This window comes from Chitinilyticum piscinae (genome assembly GCF_015223195.1).
Lineage (GTDB): Bacteria > Pseudomonadota > Gammaproteobacteria > Burkholderiales > Chitinibacteraceae > Chitinilyticum > Chitinilyticum piscinae.
The window spans coordinates 181,575-204,063 of record NZ_JADFUA010000003.1; the positions used below are offsets into that span (position 1 = coordinate 181,575).

A 22,489-nucleotide genomic window follows, 5' to 3' on the forward strand; every position below is an offset into this window, starting at 1 on the left:
ATATTGCCGCAAGCAGCACAATAAAACGGCTGCAGGGCAATACCCCGAAATCACGCCATCAATGCCAGTCGTCAGGCGAGCCTGGCCACCAGCAACCATAGCCCCCAGACCGCACCGCCAAGCAGCACAGCGATCAGGGCCAGCCAGTAATTGCGTTTTTTCTGCTCCCACAGCAGGCCCTTGTAGCCAGCCAGCAGCAGCTCGGTCGGATTCTGCCCGAGCAGGTCATTGAGCTTGCGCGGCAGGCCCGGCAGCAGCGTCGCCCATTGTGGCGCCTCATGCTTGAGATTGGCCAGGAGGCCGCGCCAGCCGATCTGCTCGTTCATCCAGCGCCGCAGGAAGGGATAAGCGGTCTGCCACAGATCGAGCTCGGGATCAAGCTGCCGCCCCAGCCCTTCGATATTGAGCAGTGTTTTCTGCAGCAATACCAGCTGCGGCTGGATTTCGACATTGAAGCGCCGCGACACTTCGAACAGGCGCAGCAGCACGACGCCGAAGGAAATCTGCGCCAGCGGCTTGTTGAAGAAGGGCTCACAGACCGAGCGCACGGCCGACTCCAGCTCCTCGACACGTGTGTCTTTGGGCACCCAGCCACACTCGATGTGCGCAGTCGCCACGCGTTTGTAATCGCGCTCGAAAAAGGCGATGAAATTGATCGCCAGATACTGCTTGTCATGCTCGTTGAGCGAGCCGACGATGCCGAAATCCAGTGCAATGTAGCGATTGTCGGCCGCAACCAGAATATTCCCCGGGTGCATGTCGGCATGGAAAAAGCCGTGCCGGAATACCTGGGTGAAAAAAATCTCGACGCCATAGCGGCCCAGCTTTTTCAGGTCGATGCCGGCTGCGCGCAATTCGGCAATGCGGCCAACCGGAATGCCGTCCATCCATTCCAGCGTCAGCACCTGTCGCGCAGTCCAGTCGTAGAACACTTGCGGCACGATCAGCTGATCGGAACCAACAAAGTTGCGATGCAGCTGGGACGCGTTACCCGCCTCAATCATCAGATCCAGCTCGTCGTGCAGATATCGGTCGAACTCGGCCACGACTTCCTGCGGACGCAGGCGCTTGCCATCGGCAAACAGCTTTTCCACCAGCGCGGCCATTACGCGCATCAGCGCCAGATCCGCTTCGATCACCGGCAGAATGCCGGGGCGCAGCACCTTGACGGCCACCTTGCGCCCGTCCGGCAAACGCGCCGCGTGCACCTGCGCGATCGACGCCGAGGCCACCGGCGCACGATCGAACTCGGCGTAGAGTTCGCCCAGCGGACGCCTGAGCTCGGACTCGATCACCGCAACGGCGACCTCACCGGAAAACGCCGGCACACGATCCTGCAGGCGCGCCAGTTCGTCGGCGATATCGGGCGGCATCAGATCGCGCCGGGTGGAAAGCACCTGCCCGAACTTGACGAAAATCGGCCCGAGATCCTCCAGAGCCAGACGCAGGCGCTCTCCGCGCGGCGCAGCAAGATTGCGCCAGAAAAACAGCGCGTGCAGTACCGCCGCCAGGCCGCGTACGCGCTCGTGACCAAGCAGGAATTCGTCCAGCCCGTAGCGGACCACCACCCGGGCGATTTTCAGCAGGCGCAGGATGCGCATCAGTTATTCCTTTATTCCGGCCTTGTGCTCGATACGCTGCAGCCGCTTCTCCAGGCGCGCCAGATCATCGCGCAGCGCATCGACCGCGGCGTAATGCTGCACCGCTGCCGGCTTGTCCAGCAGCAATGGCGCCTCATCGCGCAGGTATTCCACCCAGGCCAGCAGCAGGCGCGAGCCGATGGCCCCCGGAATGCCGCCAACCTTGCCGGCCAGCCAGACAATGCGCCGTGCCGCCACGTCACCGACCAGCTGCGAGAGCTCTTCAGCCGCGTCCCAGCGCAGCTTGCCCAACACATTGCCAAGTGCGGCCCCCAGCTCGGGATCCCCATCGAGCACCACCTGCCTCGCAGCAGCCTGCGGATCCGCCATGCGGGTATAGAAAAACGCCAGCGGCAGATCGAGTACGGCCTCGGGCTCCGCCTGACTGTGCGCCAGCCGGCCATCGCCGGTTACCACCAGCACGGCCGAAGTCAGCGGCACACTGATTTTCACCGTGCGACCGGCCAGCCGCAGCAGTTCATCGCGCCGCTCCGGCGCATGCTTGAGCAGTCGATTCAGCGCGGTGGCCAGCAGCATCAGAATTTGGTTCCTTTATGCAGCGCAACCACGCCACCAGTCATGTTGTGATAGTCGACACGGCCGAAACCGGCGTCGAGCATCATCTGCTTGAGTGTTTCCTGATCCGGGTGCATGCGGATCGACTCGGCCAGGTACTGGTAGGAATCGGCATCATTGGCAACCAGCTTGCCCATGAAGGGCAAGAGCTTGAAGGAATACAGATCATAGGCCGGCTTCAGCGGCGCCCAGACCTTGGAGAATTCCAGCACCAGCAAGCGCCCTCCCGGCTTGAGCACGCGCAGCATTTCCTTCAGCGCGGCATCCTTGTGCGTCATGTTGCGCAGGCCGAACGCCACCGACACGAGATCGAAATAGTTGTCGGGGAAGGGCAGCTTTTCCGCGTCACACTGTGCGGCCGGCACCGTGAAACCGGCATCCAGCAACCGGTCGCGGCCGACGCCCAGCATCGAGCTATTGATGTCGGTGAGCCAGACCTGCCCGGTCTTGCCCACCTTTTTGGCAAAGGCCTTGGAAAGGTCGCCAGTGCCACCGGCAATGTCGAGCACGCGGTCGCCCGCCTTCACGCCGCTGGTCTCGATGGTGAAGAACTTCCAGGCACGGTGCAGACCACCGGACATCAGGTCGTTCATCACGTCGTATTTCTGCGCCACCGAATGAAACACCTCGGCAACCTTGTGCGCCTTTTCCGATTCGTTGACGGTCTTGAAACCGAAATGCGTTTGCTGTTCGCTCATGATATGCCCCAAGGGTATAACCCTGAATGCTTTGAAAATTATACGCCGCAGCGCAATACCCAATCAGGCATCACGCGAACCACCCTCGGCGGCCAGTCGCTCCAGATACAGCTGCCAATAGGCATCGTGCTTTTGCCCCAGTTCGAACAGGTATTCCCAGGAGTACAGGCCGGACGAGTGGCCGTCATCGAAAACCAGCTTGACGGCATAGTTGCCCACCGGCAGGACATCCTCGATCGCCACGTTGCGCTTGCCGGACTGGAGAGTGCCGGGCCCAACGCCATGCCCGCGCACCTCGGCCGACGGGCTGTAGACCCGCAGGTATTCACACGGCAGCGCGTAGCGCGTGCCATCGGGATACCCCAGCACCAACTGCCGTGACTGGGCTTCGAGGATGATTTCTTCGGGGATCGGCGTTGTAGCGCTAAGACCGGCCATAAGCTGTATCTGCACGGAAGTTCTGGATCAAGGCGTAATCATACCCTGCCTTGCGACGACTGTTGCAGCAGAACGCAGCGCAGCCCTCGTCAGCAACTTGTCATATTATGTTCACAAAGACGCCTTATTCTCGCAATATCGCTGCAACCCTCTCAAGGACCCTCCATGCCCGCCAATATTCTCCTGGTTGAAGACGAACCGGCCATCCAGGAACTGATTGCCTTCAATCTCACCCAGGCCGGGCACCACGTGATGCGCGCCGACACCGCCGAGAGCGCCCAGAGCATCGTCCGCAACGCCCTGCCCGACCTGATCCTGCTGGACTGGATGCTGCCAGGCATGTCCGGTATCGATTTTGCCCGCCGCCTGCGCGGCGACGAGCGCACCAAAACCATTCCGCTGATCATGCTCACCGCGCGCTCCGACGAACAGGACAAAATCGCCGGGCTGGACACCGGTGCGGACGACTACATCACCAAGCCATTCTCGCCGCGCGAGCTGCAGGCCCGCATCAAGGCGGTACTGCGCCGCCGCGCCCCGCAAGCCACCGATGATCCGGTCGAGATCAAGGGGCTGCGCCTGGATCCGGTCACCCACCGCGTCACCGGCAACGGCCTGCCACTGGACCTTGGCCCGACCGAATTCCGCCTGCTGCATTTTTTCATGACCCACGCCGAACGCGTCCATTCCCGCGCCCATCTGCTCGACCAGGTGTGGGGCGACCATGTGTTCGTCGAGGAACGAACCGTTGACGTACATATCCGCCGCCTGCGATCCTCACTGGAAGGCACGGGCCATGACACCCTGATCCAGACCGTACGCGGCTCGGGTTACCGCCTGTCCGCCAACTAACGCTGGCGCGGCCGGCCACTAGCCGGCTCGCTCCTCACAAGGTTTACATCATGCTCTGGCTGCGTTCAGTCATCTATTATCTTTTCCTGACACTGATCGCGCTGTTCATCGGCGGCATCGGCGGTGCCGCCTGGGGTCTGGGTTTTGCACTCGGCGCGACCCTGCTGAGCCTGTGGTTCCACCTCTACAACCTGGGCCGCCTGCACCACTGGCTGCAGCACCCCAATGTCGATACGGTGCCGTCGAGCTTCCTGCTGTGGCAGGAGGTGTTCGACAAGTTGTATGACCAGATCCGCCTGCAGAAAAAAGCCAAGGAGCGCATCTCCTCGACCCTGGAGCGCTTCATGAGTGCCGGCGAGGCACTGCCCGATGGCGTGATCATTCTGGACGAATTTGACCGCATCGAATGGTGCAATCCGGCCGCCAGCCAGCATCTGGGCCTGAACCCGATTGCCGATGTCGGGCAGCAGGTCACCCACCTGGTGCGCCATCCGCAGCTGCGCGAATACCTGAAAACCCAGGATTTCAGCCATCCGCTGCAATTGCGCCTGAACCGTCAGCAGGAGCAGCTGCTCTCGATCCAGCTGGTGCCTTTCGATTCGACCCGCAAGCTGCTGCTGACGCGCGACATTACGTCACTTGATCGCGTGCAGACCGTGCACCGTGATTTCGTTGCCAATGTGTCGCATGAGCTGCGCACGCCACTGACCGTGGTGGGTGGCTTCATCGAGACCATGCAGGATCTGCCGGACATGGATGTGAACACCCGCAACCAGCAGCTGCAGCTGATGTACGAACAGACCCAGCGCATGCAGCGTCTGGTTGAGGATCTGCTCACGCTGTCCAAGCTGGAAAGCGGACAGCAGCTGCGTGAAGAGGAAGTCGATGTTCCGCAACTGCTGCAATTGCTGCTCACCGAAGCCAAAGGGCTGTCGCAGGGTCGACACACCGTCAGCATTGCCAGCAGCGCCCGCGCCAAGCTGATCGGCAATCACGACGAGCTGCATTCGGCCTTTGGCAATCTGGTTTCCAACGCCATCCGCTACACGCCAGCCGGCGGCAGCATTTCGCTGGCCTGGGAGTTGCGCAATGGCCAAGGCTGCTTCTGCGTGCGCGACACCGGCATCGGCCTTGCTCCCGAGCACATTCCGCGCCTGACCGAGCGCTTCTACCGCGTCGATCGCGGCCGCTCGCGCAATACCGGCGGCACCGGGCTGGGACTGGCGATCGTCAAGCACATCCTGCAGCGCCACCAGGCCCAGCTCGCCATCCAGTCGCAACTGGGGCAGGGCAGCGAATTTGCGGTGAAATTTCCGCTGCAGCGCACGCTGGACTAAGCCGAGCCGCCATTGCGCAGTCATGGATGGAAAGCGATTGCCAATTGTTTGCAATAAGCACGGGGAATGCCACTACAATAGCCGGATTCCCGCCGGCGGCTCCGCCTCACCGGTGACGGCATGTTTGCGCCATCGCAAAGGCCGGATTAAGCGAACGGCGCATAATCCGCCCGAATACTGATGAGCGGGGCCGGCTGTTTGCCCCATCCAATCCACTGACAAGAAGGTCCGACTTCCATGAGTAGAATCGCTGCCATCCGTCCTTTCGGCCAGACCATCTGGCTGGACAACCTGTCCCGTGGCCTGATCAAGGCTGGCACCCTGCAAAAGCTGTTTGACGAAGACAAGATTGCCGGTGTGACCTCCAACCCGGCCATTTTCTACAAGTCCATCTCCAGCGACCCGCTCTACATCGAACCGCTGAACGAACTGAAAAAAGACGCCAGCCTCAGCGCCGAACAGCGTTATGAAGCACTGGTGATCCCGGACGTTCAGGCCGCCTGCGACCTGACCATGGCCATGTACAAGGACAGCCAGGGCCAGGATGGTTACGTCAGCCTGGAAGTTTCCCCGACTCTGGCCAACGACGCCCAAGGCACAATCGACAACGCCAAGCGCCTGTGGGCCGCGATCAACCGCCCGAATGCCATGATCAAGGTTCCGGCAACGGCGGCTGGCTGCATCGCTTTCGAAGAACTGATCGCCTCCGGCATCAACGTCAACATCACCCTGATGTTCAACCTGAAGCACGTTGACGACGTCCTCACCGCCTACATCCGTGGTCTGGAAGCCCGTGCAGCTGCTGGTCTGCCGGTTGATGGCGTTCGCGCTGTTGCCTCCGTGTTCCTGTCCCGCGTGGACAGCCTGATCGATCCGAAGCTGGATGCCATCGGCACTGAAGAAGCCCTGGCGCTGCGCGGCAAGGTTGCCACTTCCTTCGTCAAGGTTGCCTACCAGCACTACAAGAAGCTGTTCAACGGCACCCGTTTCGAAGCACTGAAGGCACTGGGCGCACACCCGCAACGCCTGCTGTGGGCTTCCACCGGCACCAAGAACAAGGCTTACAGCGATGTGATGTACGTGGAAGACCTGATCGGCCCGGATACCGTAAACACCGTACCGGATGCCACTCTGGATCTGTTCCGCGACCACGGCAACGCCGCCAGCACACTGGACACCAACATCGACGCCGCCGTGGCCGTACTGGCAGCCGTGCGCAAGCTGGGCATCAATTACAACCTGGCTGGCGAGCAACTGCAGACAGAAGGTCTGAAGCAGTTCGACGAGGCCTTTGCCAAGCTGATGGAACTGACCAAGTAATCCGGTCAGCCCGCAACAAAAAACCCGCTTTAGGCGGGTTTTTTGTTGCCTGTTTAACCGCGCGATATGCGGTCGCACGGCATAATCCGGGCATTGATCTTGCCGGGCCGCACCATGACCTTGCGCTTTTCACCCCATCACGCCCTGCTGACACTACTGCTGCTGGGCGGCGAAATCATCATTGGCCGCTACCTGCACGGCGGAATCATCCGCGCCTATGGTGGTGATGTACTGGTCATCCCCCTGTTGTACTGTGCAGCACGGACATTCTGGCACCCCATCCGCCCGCTGCTGCTGCCTGTGGGGCTGCTCGGCCTGGGCGCCCTGACCGAACTGCTGCAGGCGCTGCAGCTGGCCGACCGGCTGCGGCTCTCCAATCCATCCCTGCCACGCACCCTGATCGGCTCCCACGCCGATCCGCTCGACCTGCTGGCCTATCTGCTCGGCGCGCTGCTGATTCTTCTTGCCCAGCATTACTGGCGGCGCAGAAACTCTGCTGCCTGAGCCAGCGGCGCACTCCATTGCCCCAGCTCCTGCTGCCGCAGGATGCGGACGCTGTCATACCAGTGCGACTGAACATCCGTAAGCCCCCAGCGCCAGTCGGCATCCTTGCGACTGAGCAGCAGCGTGGGCACGCCCAACGCGCCGGCCAGATGCACCACCGAGGTACAAACCGTCACCACACCATCGAGCGCCGTCAGCAATGCTGCGGTATCGGCGAAGTCGGCACACTCATCAACCCAGTTCAACACCCCGGCCGGCGCAGACACGCCCTTTTGCAACGACACCCACTGTACGGGCAAGGCCAGCAACGGCGCCAGTTGCGCTGGCGGGATGCTGCGTCGGGCATTGTCCTCCTGCGCCGGATTACCCTGCCAGGCGAGGCCGATCACCGGGTTCGCATCACCCAGTTGCCGACGGCGCGCGTGCCAGAACTGCGCCTCGGACTCGGGCGCTTGCAAATACGCCCGTGCATCCAGCGACCCACTGTCCACGCCAAGCACAGCCGCCATGCTCATATACGGCAGATAGTGGGTATAGCCAGCAGATTCATTCCATTCACTAGCTACAGCGATATCCCTGGGCAAGTTTATCCGCAACAGCCCCACCAGCGCCGCTGGCACGATGACAGTCAGCCGCGGTACGCGTGCGCGAAGCCCACTGATAAAGCGCGCAAATTGCAGCATGTCGCCAAAACCCTGTTCACCCATCAGCAGCAGATGGGCATCTTCCGGCAAAGGCTCCCCCTTCCAGCACGGCAACTGCTGTGGCATGGGAGCCCCGAATAGCGGCAGACGTGCTTCGTACCGCGCCCAGCCACTCTCCCAGCGCGCCTCCAGCAGATCCAGAGTGCCGAGCGCGTAGCATGCAAGCCCGTATTCCCCCGCATGGGATGGCACCCCCTCCAGCAAGGCGCGGGCTTCTGCGTAGTCACCGTGCATGCGCAGCACGCGCGCCAGATTGACGCGGGTTGCGGCATGAGCGGGACGCAGCCGGAGGGCATGCCGCCAGGCTAGCTTTGCATCGTCGTATTGCTCGAGCCGGAAATGACACTCGCCCAGATTGTGCAGCGTATCGGCATGTGCAGGCTCCCGCTGCAACGCGGCGCGATAGGCGCTGATGGCCGCCTCTGGCTGCTGCTGGCGCAGCGCCAGATTACCCAGATTGAAGAGCGGATCAGGCCAGTCTGGAACCCTGACAGCGGCCTGCTGCCAGCATTCGGCAGCCCGCTGCGCTTCACCCTGCTGGTTGAGTACATTCCCCAGATTCAGCAGCAGACCCGGGTGCCCGGGCTCAGCCTGTAGCGCCAGCACCAGCAGACGTTCGGCCGCGTGCCAGTCACCGCGACTGACGGCGTCTTGCGCCAGCTGCGCATGCGAGCGAAAACTCATTGCTTGTCGTTCCATGAAAAAACGGGCAGGTCTTGCGACCCGCCCGTCAGTGGGATTCTCATCCCGGTACTGTCATCCGTTTAGCTTATTGCAGCTTGGCAACCGGCTTGTTCGGATATTCCTGGCTAACAGCGTACTGCTTGCCGTTGATAGTCACGATGTAGTTGCTCGGACCGGAGATCGGCAGGTGGTAGTTCAGGGTAACGTCGATGCTTGCACCCGGGGCGATGGACTGCCAGGACGGGATGGCAAACTCGGCGGTGTGGAAGTCACCCTTGAAGCCGCCAATATTGTTACCAGTATGCTCGGAAGCAATGGTCTTCAGGCCGGCACCGGACTGATCGGTCATTGCGCCCGGAGCGGATACCGGATACTGGAAGCGGATCTTGCTGCCACCCGGGATCGCCGTTGCACCCTTGTTGGTGATCTTGAGCTTCGGATTCAGCGGATAGTTCTGGTCACCGAGTTTGAAATCGGTCATTTCGAACTGCAGCTGAACTGCCTCTGCAGGCATGGCCACCTTGGAGCGGGTTGCGCCCATCGGGGATGCAGTGCGGAAGTTGGAAGCCAGCAGGCGTGTCAGAGTCGAACCGATTTCGTACTCGCCCTTCGCAGCATTCCAGTCATAGTCACCCGCCAGTTCCCAGAACATCGCGCCGCCGATACCGTTGGCGTTGATCCACTCGGCCTTCTTCTGGATGGATTGCTCGTCTTCCGTGGAGATGAACACCTTCTTCTGGGCATTCCACAGCCACGGGGCAACCAGAGTTGCATCGTAGTAGCGGTCATACTTGCCGACCAGATCGGAAGCCTTCAGGTTGTACATGCCCAGATAGGAACCAGCGATACCCTTCTCCAGGTTCTTGGCGTGCCACATCGGGTTGGAACCGGCACCCATTTCCTTGCCGTTCTGATCCAGATCGTGCCAGATGTTGTCGATGCCCAGAGCACCCACACCACACTCGGTCAGACCCGGGCCGCAGTTGGTGGACTTCGGCGAAGTACCCCACAGACCGTTGGTGCCACCAGTAACATCCTTGTGGCCACGGGTGTAGTACGGAACACCGACGTTGATGCGACCTGCCGGCAGGGAGCCGCGGAAGTAGCGGTAAGCCCAGTCGGTGTTCAGGTAGCCGATACCACCGTAAGCGGCAGTGGTATATACCGACCACTTGGCCAGCTCGGCATCCTTGCCATCGTCGAACAGCGCTGCGTTCGGACCAACGAACTCGTTCCAGGCACCGTGCAGGTCATACGTCATCATGTTGACGTAATCCATGTACTGAACAGCCTGGAAGGTTTCCATGCCGCGCAGCAGGTAGCCGGAAGACGGCGAAGCGATGGTCAGCATGTAATACTTGCCATCCTTCACGCTAGCTTCGTCCAGCTTGGTGCGCAGTACCTTCAGCAGTTCGCGGTAGGACGCCTGCAGACCCTTCAGGCGCGGCTCGGATACACCCCAGTCGAGCGGGTTACCGGCCTTGGCCATGGTGGTCGGATATTCGTAGTCCAGATCCGCGCCGTCGAAGTTGTACTTCTTCAGGAACGCCACTACGGAATCAGCGAAGGCATTGATGCCGGCGTAGTTGATGGAACCATCGGCATTGGTGGTCATGGTGTAGTAGCCACCGGAAGCCACACGGTTGCCGTCAGCACCGAAGTAACCGCCAGTCTCGGCCCAGCCGCCGATCGACACCAGGGTCTTCACACCCGGGTTCAGCTTCTTGTACTTGTTCAGCAGGTTGAAATGGCCCTTGTACGGCAGGGTCGGATCCATTTCTGCGCCGGCTACGCCCGGCCATTCCATATCGGTCGCTTCGTTGCCAGCCACGTTTTCGTTCACGGAAACGCGGTTATTGCTGTCGATGTGGGCGAAGGCGTAGTTGATGTGGGACAGATCCTTCCAAGGAATGTCCTTGGCCAGATAGGCAACCTGGCCGTTCTTGCCGGTACGCCAGCTGGTGAAGTAACCGATCACGCGACGTTGCAGACCATTGGCCAGCTTCTCGCGACCTTCGGAGTCATACACGGTGCAGTACGGTACGTTGGCCACGCTGGATACCAGGCCATCCGGCTGACAGTTGCCGGTCGGGGTACCGGTCGGTGTCGGAGTCGGAGTCGGAGTAGCCGTCGGAGTCGGAGTAGCCGTCGGAGTCGGAGTAGCCGTCGGAGTCGGAGTAGCCGTCGGAGTCGGGGTAGCCGTCGGAGTCGGGGTAGCCGTCGGAGTCGGGGTAGCCGTCGGAGTCGGGGTAGCCGTCGGAGTCGGGGTAGCCGTCGGAGTCGGAGTAGCCGTCGGAGTCGGGGTAGCCGTCGGAGTCGGGGTAGCGCCACAAGCGCCCAGATCCTTCCACACGCCCCATTCGCCGGACTTGGTCGGATCATCGCCCTGAGTCCACCACTTGGCCTGATAGTTGCGGCCATTGAAGGTGACTTGTGCGCCACCGGCATAAGCGGTGCTGGCGTTCCAGGCCTGGTAGCAACCTGCAGCCGGAGTCGGAGTAGCCGTCGGAGCCGGTGTAGCGGTCGGAGCCGGTGTAGCGGTCGGAGCCGGGGTAGCAGTCGGAGCCGGGGTAGCAGTCGGGGTCGGAGTGGCAGTCGAAGTGCCTACCGATTTCCACAGGGTCGGGGAATCTTTCGGATTCCAGCCAGTACCGACATAGGCAGTGTGAGTAACCAGCGCCTGGTAATCCGTGCCCAGATAGGTCACATAAGTACCAGCGTTGTAGGTGTTGCCTTCAGCCCATTGCGGGTAGGCATGGGCATAAGAGGCAAGCATGGCCACCGGCAGAACGGCCATTGCTTTGAGTTTAAACGGGGACATCGAAGAGCTCCTCATCAAATTTGGCGATAACCCATCAGGTCAACCGGCCGCGCCCCTTCAGTTTTCTGCGACCCTGCTTTGTAAGTTTTAAGGTCGTCTGGTACTGCGCATTGGAGTTGTGAGGGGCTTGCTATTCCAGTCGCGAGTCAATTACGTCGCAACTTGTCAGGCTTGTCAACCATCCGGAACCGTAGTTCCCGCCTAAGTTGTTCACCCTATTACTTACAAAATAGAAAGACTACACGCACCACTGTAAAGACGCGCCGCACCAACATGCGCCAGCTCTTTTTTTTCCATGATTTTCATAGAGATGTCATCATTGCACCGCACCAAAATGAATCAAATCAGCAGATTCTTATGTAGGTAAATCCAGCAAAAAATCTGTAGTCTGTCAGAAAAAAAGTTTTGTCTGCCCCGTGGATGTAGTCACATTTACGGAACAACAAACCGGTTTTTCACCTACCGTTCATCGGCAATGTACTTTCTAGTAAATTACATGCTATTACTCGTTAGTAATTATTGATAGTCGATCGTCAGTTGCCGGCTGCTGCTGCGTCCCAGATCATCGACGACACTAAGCTGGTAGATCCCCGCCCTGTCCGGCCGCCAGGCCAGCCCACTGCCGCCGGCACTACTGCTCCCCAGCAGGGCGCGATCAGCGAACCAGTACAAGGTCCGGGCATCCGCGGCGGCCGTCGCTTGCAGCGCAATCGTTTCCTCTCCCCTGCCCTGTCGCAGCGTATAGACCACGTCACGCAGGGGTGAAGTAATGCGGGGGGGCGCATCCACAATGGAAGGTATTGCCCCACAACTCATAGCTGGCGGTGCCTTGCGCGGCATACCCGCCTCACGAAATACCCTAGCCAGGTCACTGGGCCAGAATTCGTATATCTCCTGCCGCGTGTGCTGCGGGTCGTAGGGCGGACAGGCCGCCCTGCCGCTGCGGGTATCGATCATCACCGGCCGGTGCAGCGTACTGACGCGAATCGGTGATTTGCCGGGTATGAACCAGCCCGGCACGGTGCGCGGGCACCACTGGTTCGGCAGATCCCCACTATCTGCGCAGATGGCGACACGGCTCACCCCATTGGGGGGCAGGCGTGGCACGGGCCGGTCGGACGGGCGCGCCAGCGGCAGCGCATCGGCGATGCGGAAGAACAGCGGGGCCGCCATGTCGACGCCGACCAGCGCGGGATTGCTGCGGTTGTCGAAATTGCCCAGCCAGACGACCAGGACATAGGGGCCAACGACACCTGCCGTCCATGCATCGCGGAAACCCCACGATGTGCCGGTTTTCCAGGCAATCGGCCAGCCATCGCGACGCGCAGCCGCCAGGCCATCCGGCCGGGGATTCTGCAGCAGCATGTCCAGTACCAGAAAGCTCGCCTGAGGCGAGAGCAGTCTTGTACCCTCCTTGCGAGCGACTACGGAATCATCCAGCCGCAGCGGTTTCAATACGCCGTCGTTGGCCAGCATGGCATACAGCCCAGCCAGCTCCTGCATGCTCAACTCGCCACCTCCCAGCGCGAGCGCCAGGCCGTAGTGCTGCTCGCTTTGCAAGCGCGAGACCCCTGCGGCCTTGAGCGTGTCGTAGAGATTGGGATGGCGCAACTGGCTCGCAAGCCAGACCGCCGGCACATTGCGGCTGCGCACCAGTGCCTCGGTCGCGGTCACCGGGCCGGCAAAGCGGCCATCAAAGTTTTCCGGCTGATAGGGGCCAAAAGCGGTTGGGGCATCCTTCAGCACGCTATTGGGGTGAATCAGCCCCTGATCAAGCGCCAGAGCGTAGAGCAAAGGTTTAAGCGTCGACCCCGGCGAGCGCTTGGCCAGCGAGCCGTTGACCTGGCCGGCGATCTCGGCGGAGTGATAATCCGCCGACCCCACCAGCGCCCGGATCCCCATATCGCGCGTATCAAGCAACAGCACCGAGGCATTGTGCACCCCTCGTGGCGCAGTTTGTGCCAGATAGCGCGCCAGCTGGCGCTCGACCAGCTGCTGCAGGCCGGCATCCAGTGTGGTCGTCAGCACCGGCTGCCGCTGCGCGGTCTCGGCCAGAATCTGTTCGACCGCGTGCGGCGCACGGAAAGGCAGGTGCTGCAGCTGGCGAGCCGGCACGGGCAGCGCCAGCAATTGCCGCTCGGTCTGGCTCAAGGGCTTGCCGGCATCGATCCAGCGCAGCAACAGCCGCTGGCGTGCCGCGGTTAGCGACTCGCCGCGTCCGGCCCGGCGGTTCGGTGCCTGCGGAATCACGGCCAGCGTCATCGCCTCGGGCAGGGTGAGCCTGTCGGCCGGCTTGCCGAAATAGATCAGGCTGGCCGCCGCCACGCCTTCGATATTGCGCCCGTAGGGCGCGTAATTCAGATAGGCCTCCAGCAGCTCGCGCTTGCTGTAGCGCAGCTCCAGCCACACCGCCCAGGCCATCTGCTCAAGCTTGCCGGCAGGCGTGCGCGTATCCAGCCGGTAGGCCAGTCGCGCCAGCTGCATCGTCAGCGTCGAACCGCCCTGCCGATTGCCACCGCTGTAGGTCGCGACGGCGGCGCGCGCCAGCGCATAGGGATTCACGCCGGGGTGCCAGTAGAACCAGCGATCTTCATAAAGCTGTACCGCCTCGACCAGCTGCGGCGACATCTGTTCCAGCGGAATCCACAGGCGATAGCGCTCGTCACTGGCCAGCGTCAGGCGCAACAGCTGCCCGTCGCGCGACATCACCGCCGTCGAGCCGGGCAACCACTGCGATAGCGGGGCATGGGGCCAGAAACGGACAGCCGCCAGCACAATGACCAGCAGCACCACTCCCCGCGCTCGCGGGTTTCGGAGCAGCGCCCAAAGACGATAGAACAAAGTACGCCCCAATCCCATCATTGTGGCACTCGCGCCATCCGGGCTTCATCGCTCAGCCACTGCGCACCAAGCTCACGAGGGATGTATCGCACACCGTTCTCGATACTGCGCGGGCTGGCGCCAAACCGCCAGGCGTTCATACACACCTCTACTCGTGACCAGCCTGCAGGAGTAATCCCCGGCTCCGGTAGCGCCGGATTGCTGACACAGCCTTGCCACACAGCCCATTGCCGCTCAGCTGGCTGGCTACGTACATACAGCTGAAACATGGCCCCCGCCAGTTGCTGCTGGTATTCATGCACGTAATGCACGCTATTTCGTCCGGAAAACTGCTGGCGCTGCTCCGGAGTCCAAGCGCGGGCCAGCGCCCAACCTCGTCGTATCATGTCGGGATGCAACAGTGCCCGACCCTCCGCTGCGGGTTCGCTCGCAAGATGCAGGCAAGCAAGGGCCTGTGACAGCTCATCCACGCTACCCGGCTCGCGCTCAGCCTGCTGCAGCAGTTGTTGCGCGGCGTATTGCTGAGCCGCATACCCGACATCTGCTTGATTCAACTCCCGGGAATCCAGATAGCAGCGTTCCACACACACCCGTTGTGCTGCCAGATCACCGGTATTCGATTCATGCACCAGTGCGGTAAAGGACTCCAGCCGCGTTGGTCTTGGCGGCCCCTGAATCGCACCCCGAGCAGCTTTTTCCTGAGCATCGGCGAGCTGTTTGACAGGAACGAGGGCCGCCATCGCCACCATATCCCCCATCAGGCAGAGACTGGTGTCATTCGACTCGCAAGGACTTCCCGGTGAATTGCTGCAGCCGGATAGATGCAGCATGAGCAGCAATCCAGCGCCACCGAGCCAACACTTCTGATTCACAATCGATTGATATTGCACGTGAGGCCAGAAGCCTATGCAGGCCTGTGGGATTACAGCCATCAAGCAGCAGTTACGCAGCTTCAGTACAAAGGAATGGCAATTCATTGCAGAGAATCATTGCTGCTTAATAGCGACCAGAATATGGGAGTTTTCGGATCAAGTCGGCAGACGCAATCCCCAGGAAAAGCGACACTCAAAGGCCAGTCAAGCCACGGCAACCAACTACGATTAGCATGATTCACCCACCCATATGAAGCCATTTTCACACCATCTTTGCTCAGAACAAATCGCTCCACCTTCGGAAGAAAGGGTAATTTCGACTGCTCGTATACGACTTCAGCCGGAGCTGTCCTTACTACATTCCCGGTCATCTTCAAACACCTGCTCAATTGGTCTTGCTGAGGAAATTCTTTACGCAAACAAAGTATAAGCGGCTTGGATTCTGCGACGTGTCGGCCCTCTGTCTCCACTTCCGCCTCGATGCCTTGCACCTCATCTCCGACTAACAAGCAGCCAGCCACTTTCAAACCTGAAAACACTGGCAAGTCCATATCTGAATTCAATTCAGTAGGCACACACTTGCCAACAGACTTATTTAGAGTTTCAAAACGGCTAACTCGACCTCCCATAGATAGCTCTAAGAGCATATGTTTCTTCACCACCAGATCAAAAATCTCACTACCGTTAATAGTTAGTTTCTGCCCTTCCGGCTTGCGGATAATCAACCACCTTCTCATCTCGCCAGTCACAATCACATGGTCGAGATTGATATAGATAGACGAAGGAATAGTTGCTCCATCACGATGCAGCCCTCCGACTTCACTGCATATGGCCCACGCATATGGCAGGCCAATCAACGTATCCAAACTTAACGGCGCAGTAAAGATGAAAAGCCAGGATGCGCAGCAACACCACATGCGTGCACCACCATCCGGATATTTCCGAACTCCAATCCGATAGGATAGATACAGCGGGATAAACGCTGTAACCGCAAGCACCATAAGAACCGCCAAGCCAAACAAATCCTCACCTCAGTATCAAGAACATCACACAATCAGAGTTGAACCCAACCTGCAAAGAGGATAGTGGGTGTCTTAAGAAAGCTTGCCTGCATCAAAAGACGGGCACTGCTACGACTTGCAGAGCATGAAACAAGCACAGCACCAAGATGATGCTTGAAGGCAACGCAGCAAAGAAGCTGATGACTGCAGCGAAGAGCAAATTCAGGAGGTATTTAGCACATGGAGAGAGAAAACCGACGACACGATATAAATCCTGTCGCCGGTGACAAGCTACTCAAACTGCTTATGGCTTCACAATCTGCACGCTGCGGCTAACGCCTCGCGCCTGCACCTGCGGCTTGTACATGGCCTCAGCAAACGGGGCCGGTGCGGTGAAGGTGCCGGCATGCGTTGCGCGCACACGGTAGGTGAAGGTCTGCGCATCCGGACCGGCGTAGCCATAGAGCACCACGCGGTCTTCGCGGGCATCCAGATAGTCGATGGCCCAATTGCTCTGCTTGGCCTCTCCCAGCGGCGGCTCCCACGCAGGGCGGGCAGCACCCTCACCCTCCCCGTCTGCCATACCCTCGCCAGTATCGCCATCGGCACTCTGATTGACCTGAGCCGGTGGGCGATACACCACCTCTACCCCGCCAGGCAGCAAATCAACCAGCGCCACCTGGTCAACCCCTTCCTTGCCGGTGGAACGGATGCGCAGGCGAATCAGAAATTCCTCGCCGATTTTCGGTGACTTCAGTTCCTTGCCATCCAGCCCCAGATAATCACGGGTGACTTCCAGCCCCTGCTTGAGTGCGCCTGCAGGTGTCTTGCGATCGAAACCGGATTCGGCCAGCGCAAAAAAGGCCGTGCCATCGCCCTGTTTCAGCAGGCGGAAACCGGTTGCCTGTGGCGACAGCTTGCTCCGCTCCAGAGCCCCCGTTCCCAGCGTCAGCGGCACGATGCCAGCGGCACGCGTTTCGCTGGCGGTGAGCATCAGCCCGTTGCGCCGCTGGGCCGTGTCGTAGGCCGACAGCCCCAGCAGCAGATAGGCGGCCGAGAGCGACTGGTACTGCTGCGTCGAGACGCGCTGACTGATGCGCTGCAGGACATCCATGCCGACCTTGTCGAGCTCGGTCGGGAAGTGGGTTGATGTCAGATAGAGCTTGCCGGCGTCGTGCAGCAGCGGATCGTAATAGATGTCGTCCTTGTCCTGCGTCTGCCCGTCTGCAGCCCAGGGCACGCCGCGCAGCAGCTTCAGCGCCAGCGCATCCTGCTTGAGCAGCTTGTAGCTGGCGGCCATGTAGGCCGCGGTCAGGTCCTTCTGCCAGCGCCTGGCGTAGCGGGCATCCAGCTCCTGCTGCAGACTGGCCAGCTGGCCGCTGGTCATTTCACCCATGCGGGTCAGCAGGTAGATGGCACGCGCACGATCGCGGGCTCCCGCCAGACCGCGGCTTTCGCCACTGGCAAATTGCGACAGCCACTCCTGGCCGCTGCTCAGCATTTCCGGCGGCACCGGCAAACCACGCTCGCGTGCTTCCAGCAGATAGTGCAGCGCATGCAGCGAGGCCATGTCGCTACCGACCGGATTGGCGGCCCACAGCCCGAATCCGCCATCATCATTCTGCCGTTCGCGCAGCGCGCGCAAGGTGATCTGGAAGGTCTTCAGCGATTTGCCGCTGCTGCGCTCGGCTTCGGGTGTCAGCAGCAACGCCGGCAGCGCCTTGCTCACCATCTGTTCGGTACAACCGTAGGGATAGCCTTCGAGATACTGCGATAGCCCACTGGTCCAGAACAAGGGCGAAGCGCCCACGGCCAACTCAACCTTGCGCAGTTCGGGGTAGAGCTGGCGGGTCAGCGGCTGCGCGAGCTCGCTCTTGCTGAAGCTGCCCAGCGTGACGGCCGTGCGATAGACCGATGCCGGACGCACGCTGATGCTGTCCAGCGCTCGCCCTTGCTTGCCATTGGCACTAGCCACAAACGTCAGCGCGGCATCACCCAGCTGCTCGGTGGCTTTCAGCGTCAGCTCGGCGACCTGCTCGCGCTGCGCGCCGATCTCGAGTACGGTCGGGCCTTTTACCAGCGTCAGCCCGGGGCCGAGCTTGCTTTGCAGGCTGACCTTGGCCGGCTGGTTCATGTTGTTGAAAACACCAACGCTGACGGTGAACTCGTCGCCCGGCGTCACGGCAGGCGGCACATTCGGCGAAAGGATCAGATCGCCCTTCACCAGCACGCCGACTTCGCGCACACCGACCCGATCCGCCGTAACCCCTATGGCGAACACGCGCAACTTGCCATTGAAGGTGTCCGGAACGGTCCAGTTCAGCGTCTTGGCCTGTGGCCCGATGTCCTGCATGCCTGACCAGTAGGCAACCGGCGGCTGGCGCTTGCGCTTGAAGGGGTTGAGATGTCGGCCAAGCGCACCTTCGGCATCGCCGCCAGGCGCCGCCGTCTGCATCAGGCGCGAGAATTCGGGCAACAGCAGATCAAGAATCTGTGTGGTCTGAACGTCAAGCGCCTTCTTCTGGAAGAAATGATCCAGCGGTTGCGGCGTCTTGTAACGTGCGACCTGCAGAATGCCCTCATCTACCGCGACCAGCACCATGCGGCTGGGCTGCGCACTCTGCACGCGCAGTGCCAGCGCCTGCCCCGGGCGGATTTCACCCGGTGCGTCGAGCTTGATATCAAGCTGGCGCCGCTCGCGATTGACCTCGAAAGGCACAGTACCAAACGACAGCGGGCTCATGAAGACTTCGCTCGAGGCAGGGTCGCGCAAATATTGCACGGTGACGTAACCATTGCCCTCCAGCCCCTCCGGAACCGTGATTTTCTGCACCGAGCTGGTGGTATCGGCCTTGAACCAGACGTGCTGGTAAACCTTGTCCCGCTCGATGGTAATCAGCCCTGCGCCGGTGTACGGCGCGCGGATATTGAGCTCGATGGTTTCTCCGGCGGCATAGCCCTTTTTGTTCAGCGTGATCTGCAACTCGGCGTTGCGCTCCAGCGAGCGGCTGAGGTTGGCATCACCGGCAACCGTATATTCCAGTCGATTAAGCTCCAGCCCATCGGCATTCTTGATCACCAGGGCAAAATCTCCCGGCTCATCGGTACGCAGCGGCAGGTTGCTTGCCGCAGCTGCCAGGCTGAATGGTTTCTCGTCGCGAACCACTTCCTTCTTGCGCGATTCGTACTTGTAGGTGCCATCGGATTGCTTGGTCAGTACCGATACAAAGCGCCGCTCGACCAGTGCCAGCTTCAGGTCATTCACCGCCTGTGGTTTCAGATCCGGGCCCACGGCAATCCAGCTGGCCGCGCGCTTGCTGCCGCGCGCGACGAAATCCAGCGCACCGTCGGGCTTCACCCCCACCAGGTATGGCGCGGAGGAAACCAGCGTGGCCGCTTCGGCCGCCACACCACGGCCACTGCCCGCCTCGAAGGCGCGCGCCGTGAGATGCAGGCGATAAGTTGCACGGGCAAAACGGGTGAGGTTGAGTGCCAGACTGGCATCACCGGCATCATTGGTCGTGGCGGCGGCAAGCTGCTCGCGCACCGGCTCGTCAAACCTGCCCATCGGGGTAAAGTGGTAACCCGGCCAGCTCTTGAACGCGGGAATCGTCGGGCTGAGCACCATCTCGCCCTCGACCCGGCGCCCGGCCGCCGGCGCACCGAAGAGCTGCAGCACCGAAACCTGCGCGGTGACTTCCTCCGGCTTCAGCCAGCCCTCGGTCTGGCGCTTGCCCAGCACCGCGTTCACTTTGAGGCGGTCCGGCTCGAAATCACGTACGGCAAAGCTGCCCGTACCGATCTGCTCGCCGCGCTGGCCATTCTTCACCAGATACACGCCCAGCTGATAATCACCGGCTACGGAGGTATCGCTGCTGGCGAAGTCCAGCGTGTCAAAGCCGGTGGGGTCGAGCTTGATCTGCTGCTTGTAGACCGGCAGCCCGCGCGGATCGGTGATTTCGGCCTCCAGCGGCAACCCGGCCAGCTGCCCCTGCCAGTTTGCGGTACGCACGATCACACCAAGATGTGCCGTTTCCCCCGGGCGGATCAGGCCGCGATCACTAAAGACAAAGGCATTCAATTGCTGCGGTGTTGCAGCATTCTCGATGCCACCGACGTCAAAGCGAGACATGTCCAGCAGGCGCTCGTAAGCCCGCGTGAGCGGCAGGAAAGAGAAGTCCTCGCCGCGACTGGCGAGAATCAGCAGCGGCTCTTTCTCGCGCTGGTAATTTTTCAGCACCGGCAGGCGTGCGTGCCCCGAGGCATCGGTCTGCACACCGAGCACAGCCAGCCCGTTGCGGCCGATTACCTCAACACGGGCATCGGCAACCGGCAGCCCGGTGGCGAGCGACTGGATGAAGACGTCGGTCGAGCCGTCAGTCCCCTTCTTGGCCAGAATGCCCAGATCGGTCAGCAGGATCAAACGGTTATCCACCGGTTCATTCGATTCGTTCTTCGGATGGGCGGGATCGAATTCGCTCAGGCGCACCAGGAACAGGCCGCGCCGGTTACCAGCTGCTCCATTCAGATAGGCGCCCATGTCGACACTGTCATACACCGCCTTGCCCGGCTCCTGCGGTGGAAGCGTCCGGTTTTCCACCAGCCGTTCGGTCAGCGTGTCGGCGATATTCGGCGAAATATCAGGCTTGGCAAAACTGGAGCTGCTTTCCACCAGATGCTGCAACTGGCCGGGCAACACACGGCCGATCTCGACGCGAACGCCCTTCAGTCCGCGGGCAACAAAGCCGATCTTGCGCTCACCGGACAGCGAGAGCAGCGCGCCTTGCGAGAGCAGCTTGACCGCCTTCGGGTAAGGTTCGACCCGGAACAGTCCGGCAACAGCCTGACCGGACTGGTAGCCACCAAAGCCCGGGACCCCCTTGGCAATCGTCACATAGATGTAACGGCCTACTGGCGCCTTGAACTTGAAGCCATGCTGCTGGTTGTGTTTCTCGGCCCCCGGAACGGCAGTGAGCGGCAAAGGCGCAGCGGCATCCAGCACCTTGCGGCTGATGCGCGACAATCCCCAGCCTTCCGGCTCACGACGTTTGTCAGTAGCGGTATCGGGATGGAACTCGGGCAGAAGCCAGGCCTGAACCTTGCCCTGCAGCGCCTCGGTTGCCACCGGCACATTGCTGCCAAACACCAGCACCTGCTCCGGTTCGTAGCGCTCGTTATCCACCAGCGTCATGCCGATTTCGTTGAAGCGCAACGAATACAGCCCAGGCACGGTGACCTCCGCCTTGATGGCTTCGGCAAGCTTGTTTCCTCCGGCCGCGGCACGCACGCTACGCGCCATTTCAAGCTCGATGGTGCTGTCTTCGCGCGGGATCGCCAGTGGTGCCGAATGGATGTAGGCATTCACCTTCTGCTTGTCGAGCGTGACGCTGAACGGCTTGTCGCCAGCAGCCTGCCACTGCAGGCCGCTACCGAGATTCAGCTCGATGGCCTTTTCAACCTCTTCGGCATTCACCGGATGGCTGAAATGCACATGGGCAACCAGCTTTTTCAGATTCGGGTCGGTCGGATCCTGATAGAACTGACTTTCCACCAGCTTGGCAGTAAAGGCGGCCGAGCGGAATTCGGGTTCGTACTCAGCCAGCTTCACATCGGCCTTCAGCGCGCCCGTTTTGGCAATTTCGACGGTAAATGCCTGAGCAACCGACCAATCACTCTTGGGGGTAAAGACCAGCCGGCGGTCGTTTTCCCACTGCCACTGCCCGGCAATTTCCGGCTCAAGGCGGATACCCTTGCTGCTATCAGCCACATCAAAGGGTTTCTCGATCTGCTCCAGCGGTGCCACGGCCTCGCCGAACTCGATGACCAGCGGATTGGGCGCGGGGCGCTCGACGTCGTAATCGGTCGCTTCCGGCGCAGTGAGCTGCACTTCAACGACCAGTGGCTTGGGCAGGCTACGGTACCACTTCCAGCCGTGTACACCGCCAACGAGTGCCAGCGCCATCAGTACCAGCACCAGCGCAGCAACTTTCGGCCGATCCGCCAGCCAGCAAAGCATGCCGCGCAGTCTCTGTCCCAGCCAGCGCAACCATGCCGGAGCCTGCCACTGACCGAAAAGCGCCGCAGCCAGGCGCCCGACCAGGGCTCCCGCAGTGCAGGCAAAAGTGAGCAGCCAGCCAAGGCAACGGCGCAATGCGACCATGATTTCATACCGCGTCAGAATGATTTACGGATTGTAGCCAT

General features: G+C 60.9%; 14 protein-coding genes. 4 read left to right on the forward strand and 10 right to left on the reverse strand.

Going from position 1 to position 22,489, the window contains the following annotated elements; all coding sequences use genetic code 11:
• Nucleotides 1-71: 71 nt before the first annotated feature.
• The 4 genes from ubiB to INR99_RS06800 all read right to left on the reverse strand — a co-directional run bounded on the left by ubiB (nucleotide 72) and on the right by INR99_RS06800 (nucleotide 3,367).
• Nucleotides 72-1,601, reverse strand: a complete 1,530-nt coding sequence (gene ubiB / locus INR99_RS06785) for a ubiquinone biosynthesis regulatory protein kinase UbiB (protein WP_194115568.1) — start codon at nucleotides 1,599-1,601, stop codon at nucleotides 72-74.
• Nucleotides 1,602-1,604: 3 nt separating this feature from the next.
• Nucleotides 1,605-2,177 (reverse strand): ubiquinone biosynthesis accessory factor UbiJ, encoded by a 573-nt coding sequence (locus tag INR99_RS06790; RefSeq protein WP_194115569.1) that lies wholly within the window; start codon nucleotides 2,175-2,177, stop codon nucleotides 1,605-1,607.
• A complete protein-coding gene (gene ubiE / locus INR99_RS06795) occupies nucleotides 2,177-2,914 on the reverse strand; it encodes a bifunctional demethylmenaquinone methyltransferase/2-methoxy-6-polyprenyl-1,4-benzoquinol methylase UbiE (RefSeq protein WP_194115570.1) in 738 nt (245 codons plus the stop codon). The genes INR99_RS06790 and ubiE overlap by 1 nt, the downstream gene beginning before the upstream one ends.
• A 63-nt stretch (nucleotides 2,915-2,977) precedes the next feature.
• Complete coding sequence (locus INR99_RS06800; protein WP_373308279.1) at nucleotides 2,978-3,367, reverse strand: gamma-butyrobetaine hydroxylase family protein; 390 nt, start codon at nucleotides 3,365-3,367, stop codon at nucleotides 2,978-2,980.
• A 150-nt stretch (nucleotides 3,368-3,517) separates the two neighbouring features.
• Between INR99_RS06800 and phoB the strand changes: the two genes are divergently transcribed.
• From phoB to INR99_RS06820, 4 genes are all read left to right on the forward strand, one after another.
• Entirely contained in the window at nucleotides 3,518-4,204 is a 687-nt protein-coding gene (phoB, locus tag INR99_RS06805; protein ID WP_194115571.1) for a phosphate regulon transcriptional regulator PhoB, read from the forward strand.
• 50 nt (nucleotides 4,205-4,254) lie between these two features.
• Nucleotides 4,255-5,541 (forward strand): phosphate regulon sensor histidine kinase PhoR, encoded by a 1,287-nt coding sequence (phoR, locus tag INR99_RS06810; RefSeq protein ID WP_194115572.1) that lies wholly within the window; start codon nucleotides 4,255-4,257, stop codon nucleotides 5,539-5,541.
• Between the two features lie 237 nt (nucleotides 5,542-5,778).
• Nucleotides 5,779-6,861, forward strand: a complete 1,083-nt coding sequence (tal, locus tag INR99_RS06815; protein WP_194115573.1) for a transaldolase — start codon at nucleotides 5,779-5,781, stop codon at nucleotides 6,859-6,861.
• 114 nt (nucleotides 6,862-6,975) lie between these two features.
• Nucleotides 6,976-7,365 carry a DUF2809 domain-containing protein gene (locus INR99_RS06820; protein WP_194115574.1) on the forward strand — a complete coding sequence of 130 codons (390 nt, stop codon included), beginning with the start codon at nucleotides 6,976-6,978 and terminating at the stop codon, nucleotides 7,363-7,365.
• On the opposite strand, the gene INR99_RS06825 is transcribed toward INR99_RS06820, so the two are convergent.
• From INR99_RS06825 to INR99_RS06850, 6 genes are all read right to left on the reverse strand, one after another.
• Nucleotides 7,335-8,753, reverse strand: a complete 1,419-nt coding sequence (locus INR99_RS06825; RefSeq protein ID WP_194115575.1) for a tetratricopeptide repeat protein — start codon at nucleotides 8,751-8,753, stop codon at nucleotides 7,335-7,337. The genes INR99_RS06820 and INR99_RS06825 overlap by 31 nt on opposite strands.
• Nucleotides 8,754-8,838: 85 nt before the next feature.
• On the reverse strand, nucleotides 8,839-11,574 hold the full coding sequence (locus INR99_RS06830) for a chitinase C-terminal domain-containing protein (RefSeq protein WP_308431458.1): 2,736 nt from the start codon (nucleotides 11,572-11,574) through the stop codon (nucleotides 8,839-8,841).
• A gap of 516 nt (nucleotides 11,575-12,090) precedes the next feature.
• Nucleotides 12,091-14,364, reverse strand: a complete 2,274-nt coding sequence (gene pbpC, locus INR99_RS06835) for a penicillin-binding protein 1C (protein ID WP_308431459.1) — start codon at nucleotides 14,362-14,364, stop codon at nucleotides 12,091-12,093.
• Between the two features lie 68 nt (nucleotides 14,365-14,432).
• Nucleotides 14,433-15,245 (reverse strand): hypothetical protein, encoded by an 813-nt coding sequence (locus INR99_RS06840; protein ID WP_194115577.1) that lies wholly within the window; start codon nucleotides 15,243-15,245, stop codon nucleotides 14,433-14,435.
• Between the two features lie 143 nt (nucleotides 15,246-15,388).
• Nucleotides 15,389-16,300 (reverse strand): hypothetical protein, encoded by a 912-nt coding sequence (locus INR99_RS06845; RefSeq protein ID WP_194115578.1) that lies wholly within the window; start codon nucleotides 16,298-16,300, stop codon nucleotides 15,389-15,391.
• A 292-nt stretch (nucleotides 16,301-16,592) separates the two neighbouring features.
• Nucleotides 16,593-22,448 (reverse strand): alpha-2-macroglobulin family protein, encoded by a 5,856-nt coding sequence (locus tag INR99_RS06850; RefSeq protein WP_194115579.1) that lies wholly within the window; start codon nucleotides 22,446-22,448, stop codon nucleotides 16,593-16,595.
• Between the last annotated feature and the right edge of the window lie 41 nt (nucleotides 22,449-22,489).

Coding starts and splice junctions, on each gene's coding strand:
- INR99_RS06840 (WP_194115577.1), bottom strand. CDS start 15,245: ATGCTGCATCTATCCGGCTGCAGCAATTCACCGGGAAGTCCTTGCGAG.
- ubiB (WP_194115568.1), bottom strand. CDS start 1,601: ATGCGCATCCTGCGCCTGCTGAAAATCGCCCGGGTGGTGGTCCGCTAC.
- INR99_RS06790 (WP_194115569.1), bottom strand. CDS start 2,177: ATGCTGCTGGCCACCGCGCTGAATCGACTGCTCAAGCATGCGCCGGAG.
- INR99_RS06830 (WP_308431458.1), bottom strand. CDS start 11,574: ATGTCCCCGTTTAAACTCAAAGCAATGGCCGTTCTGCCGGTGGCCATG.
- phoB (WP_194115571.1), top strand. CDS start 3,518: ATGCCCGCCAATATTCTCCTGGTTGAAGACGAACCGGCCATCCAGGAA.
- tal (WP_194115573.1), top strand. CDS start 5,779: ATGAGTAGAATCGCTGCCATCCGTCCTTTCGGCCAGACCATCTGGCTG.
- INR99_RS06820 (WP_194115574.1), top strand. CDS start 6,976: ATGACCTTGCGCTTTTCACCCCATCACGCCCTGCTGACACTACTGCTG.
- INR99_RS06825 (WP_194115575.1), bottom strand. CDS start 8,753: ATGAGTTTTCGCTCGCATGCGCAGCTGGCGCAAGACGCCGTCAGTCGC.
- INR99_RS06850 (WP_194115579.1), bottom strand. CDS start 22,448: ATGGTCGCATTGCGCCGTTGCCTTGGCTGGCTGCTCACTTTTGCCTGC.
- ubiE (WP_194115570.1), bottom strand. CDS start 2,914: ATGAGCGAACAGCAAACGCATTTCGGTTTCAAGACCGTCAACGAATCG.
- phoR (WP_194115572.1), top strand. CDS start 4,255: ATGCTCTGGCTGCGTTCAGTCATCTATTATCTTTTCCTGACACTGATC.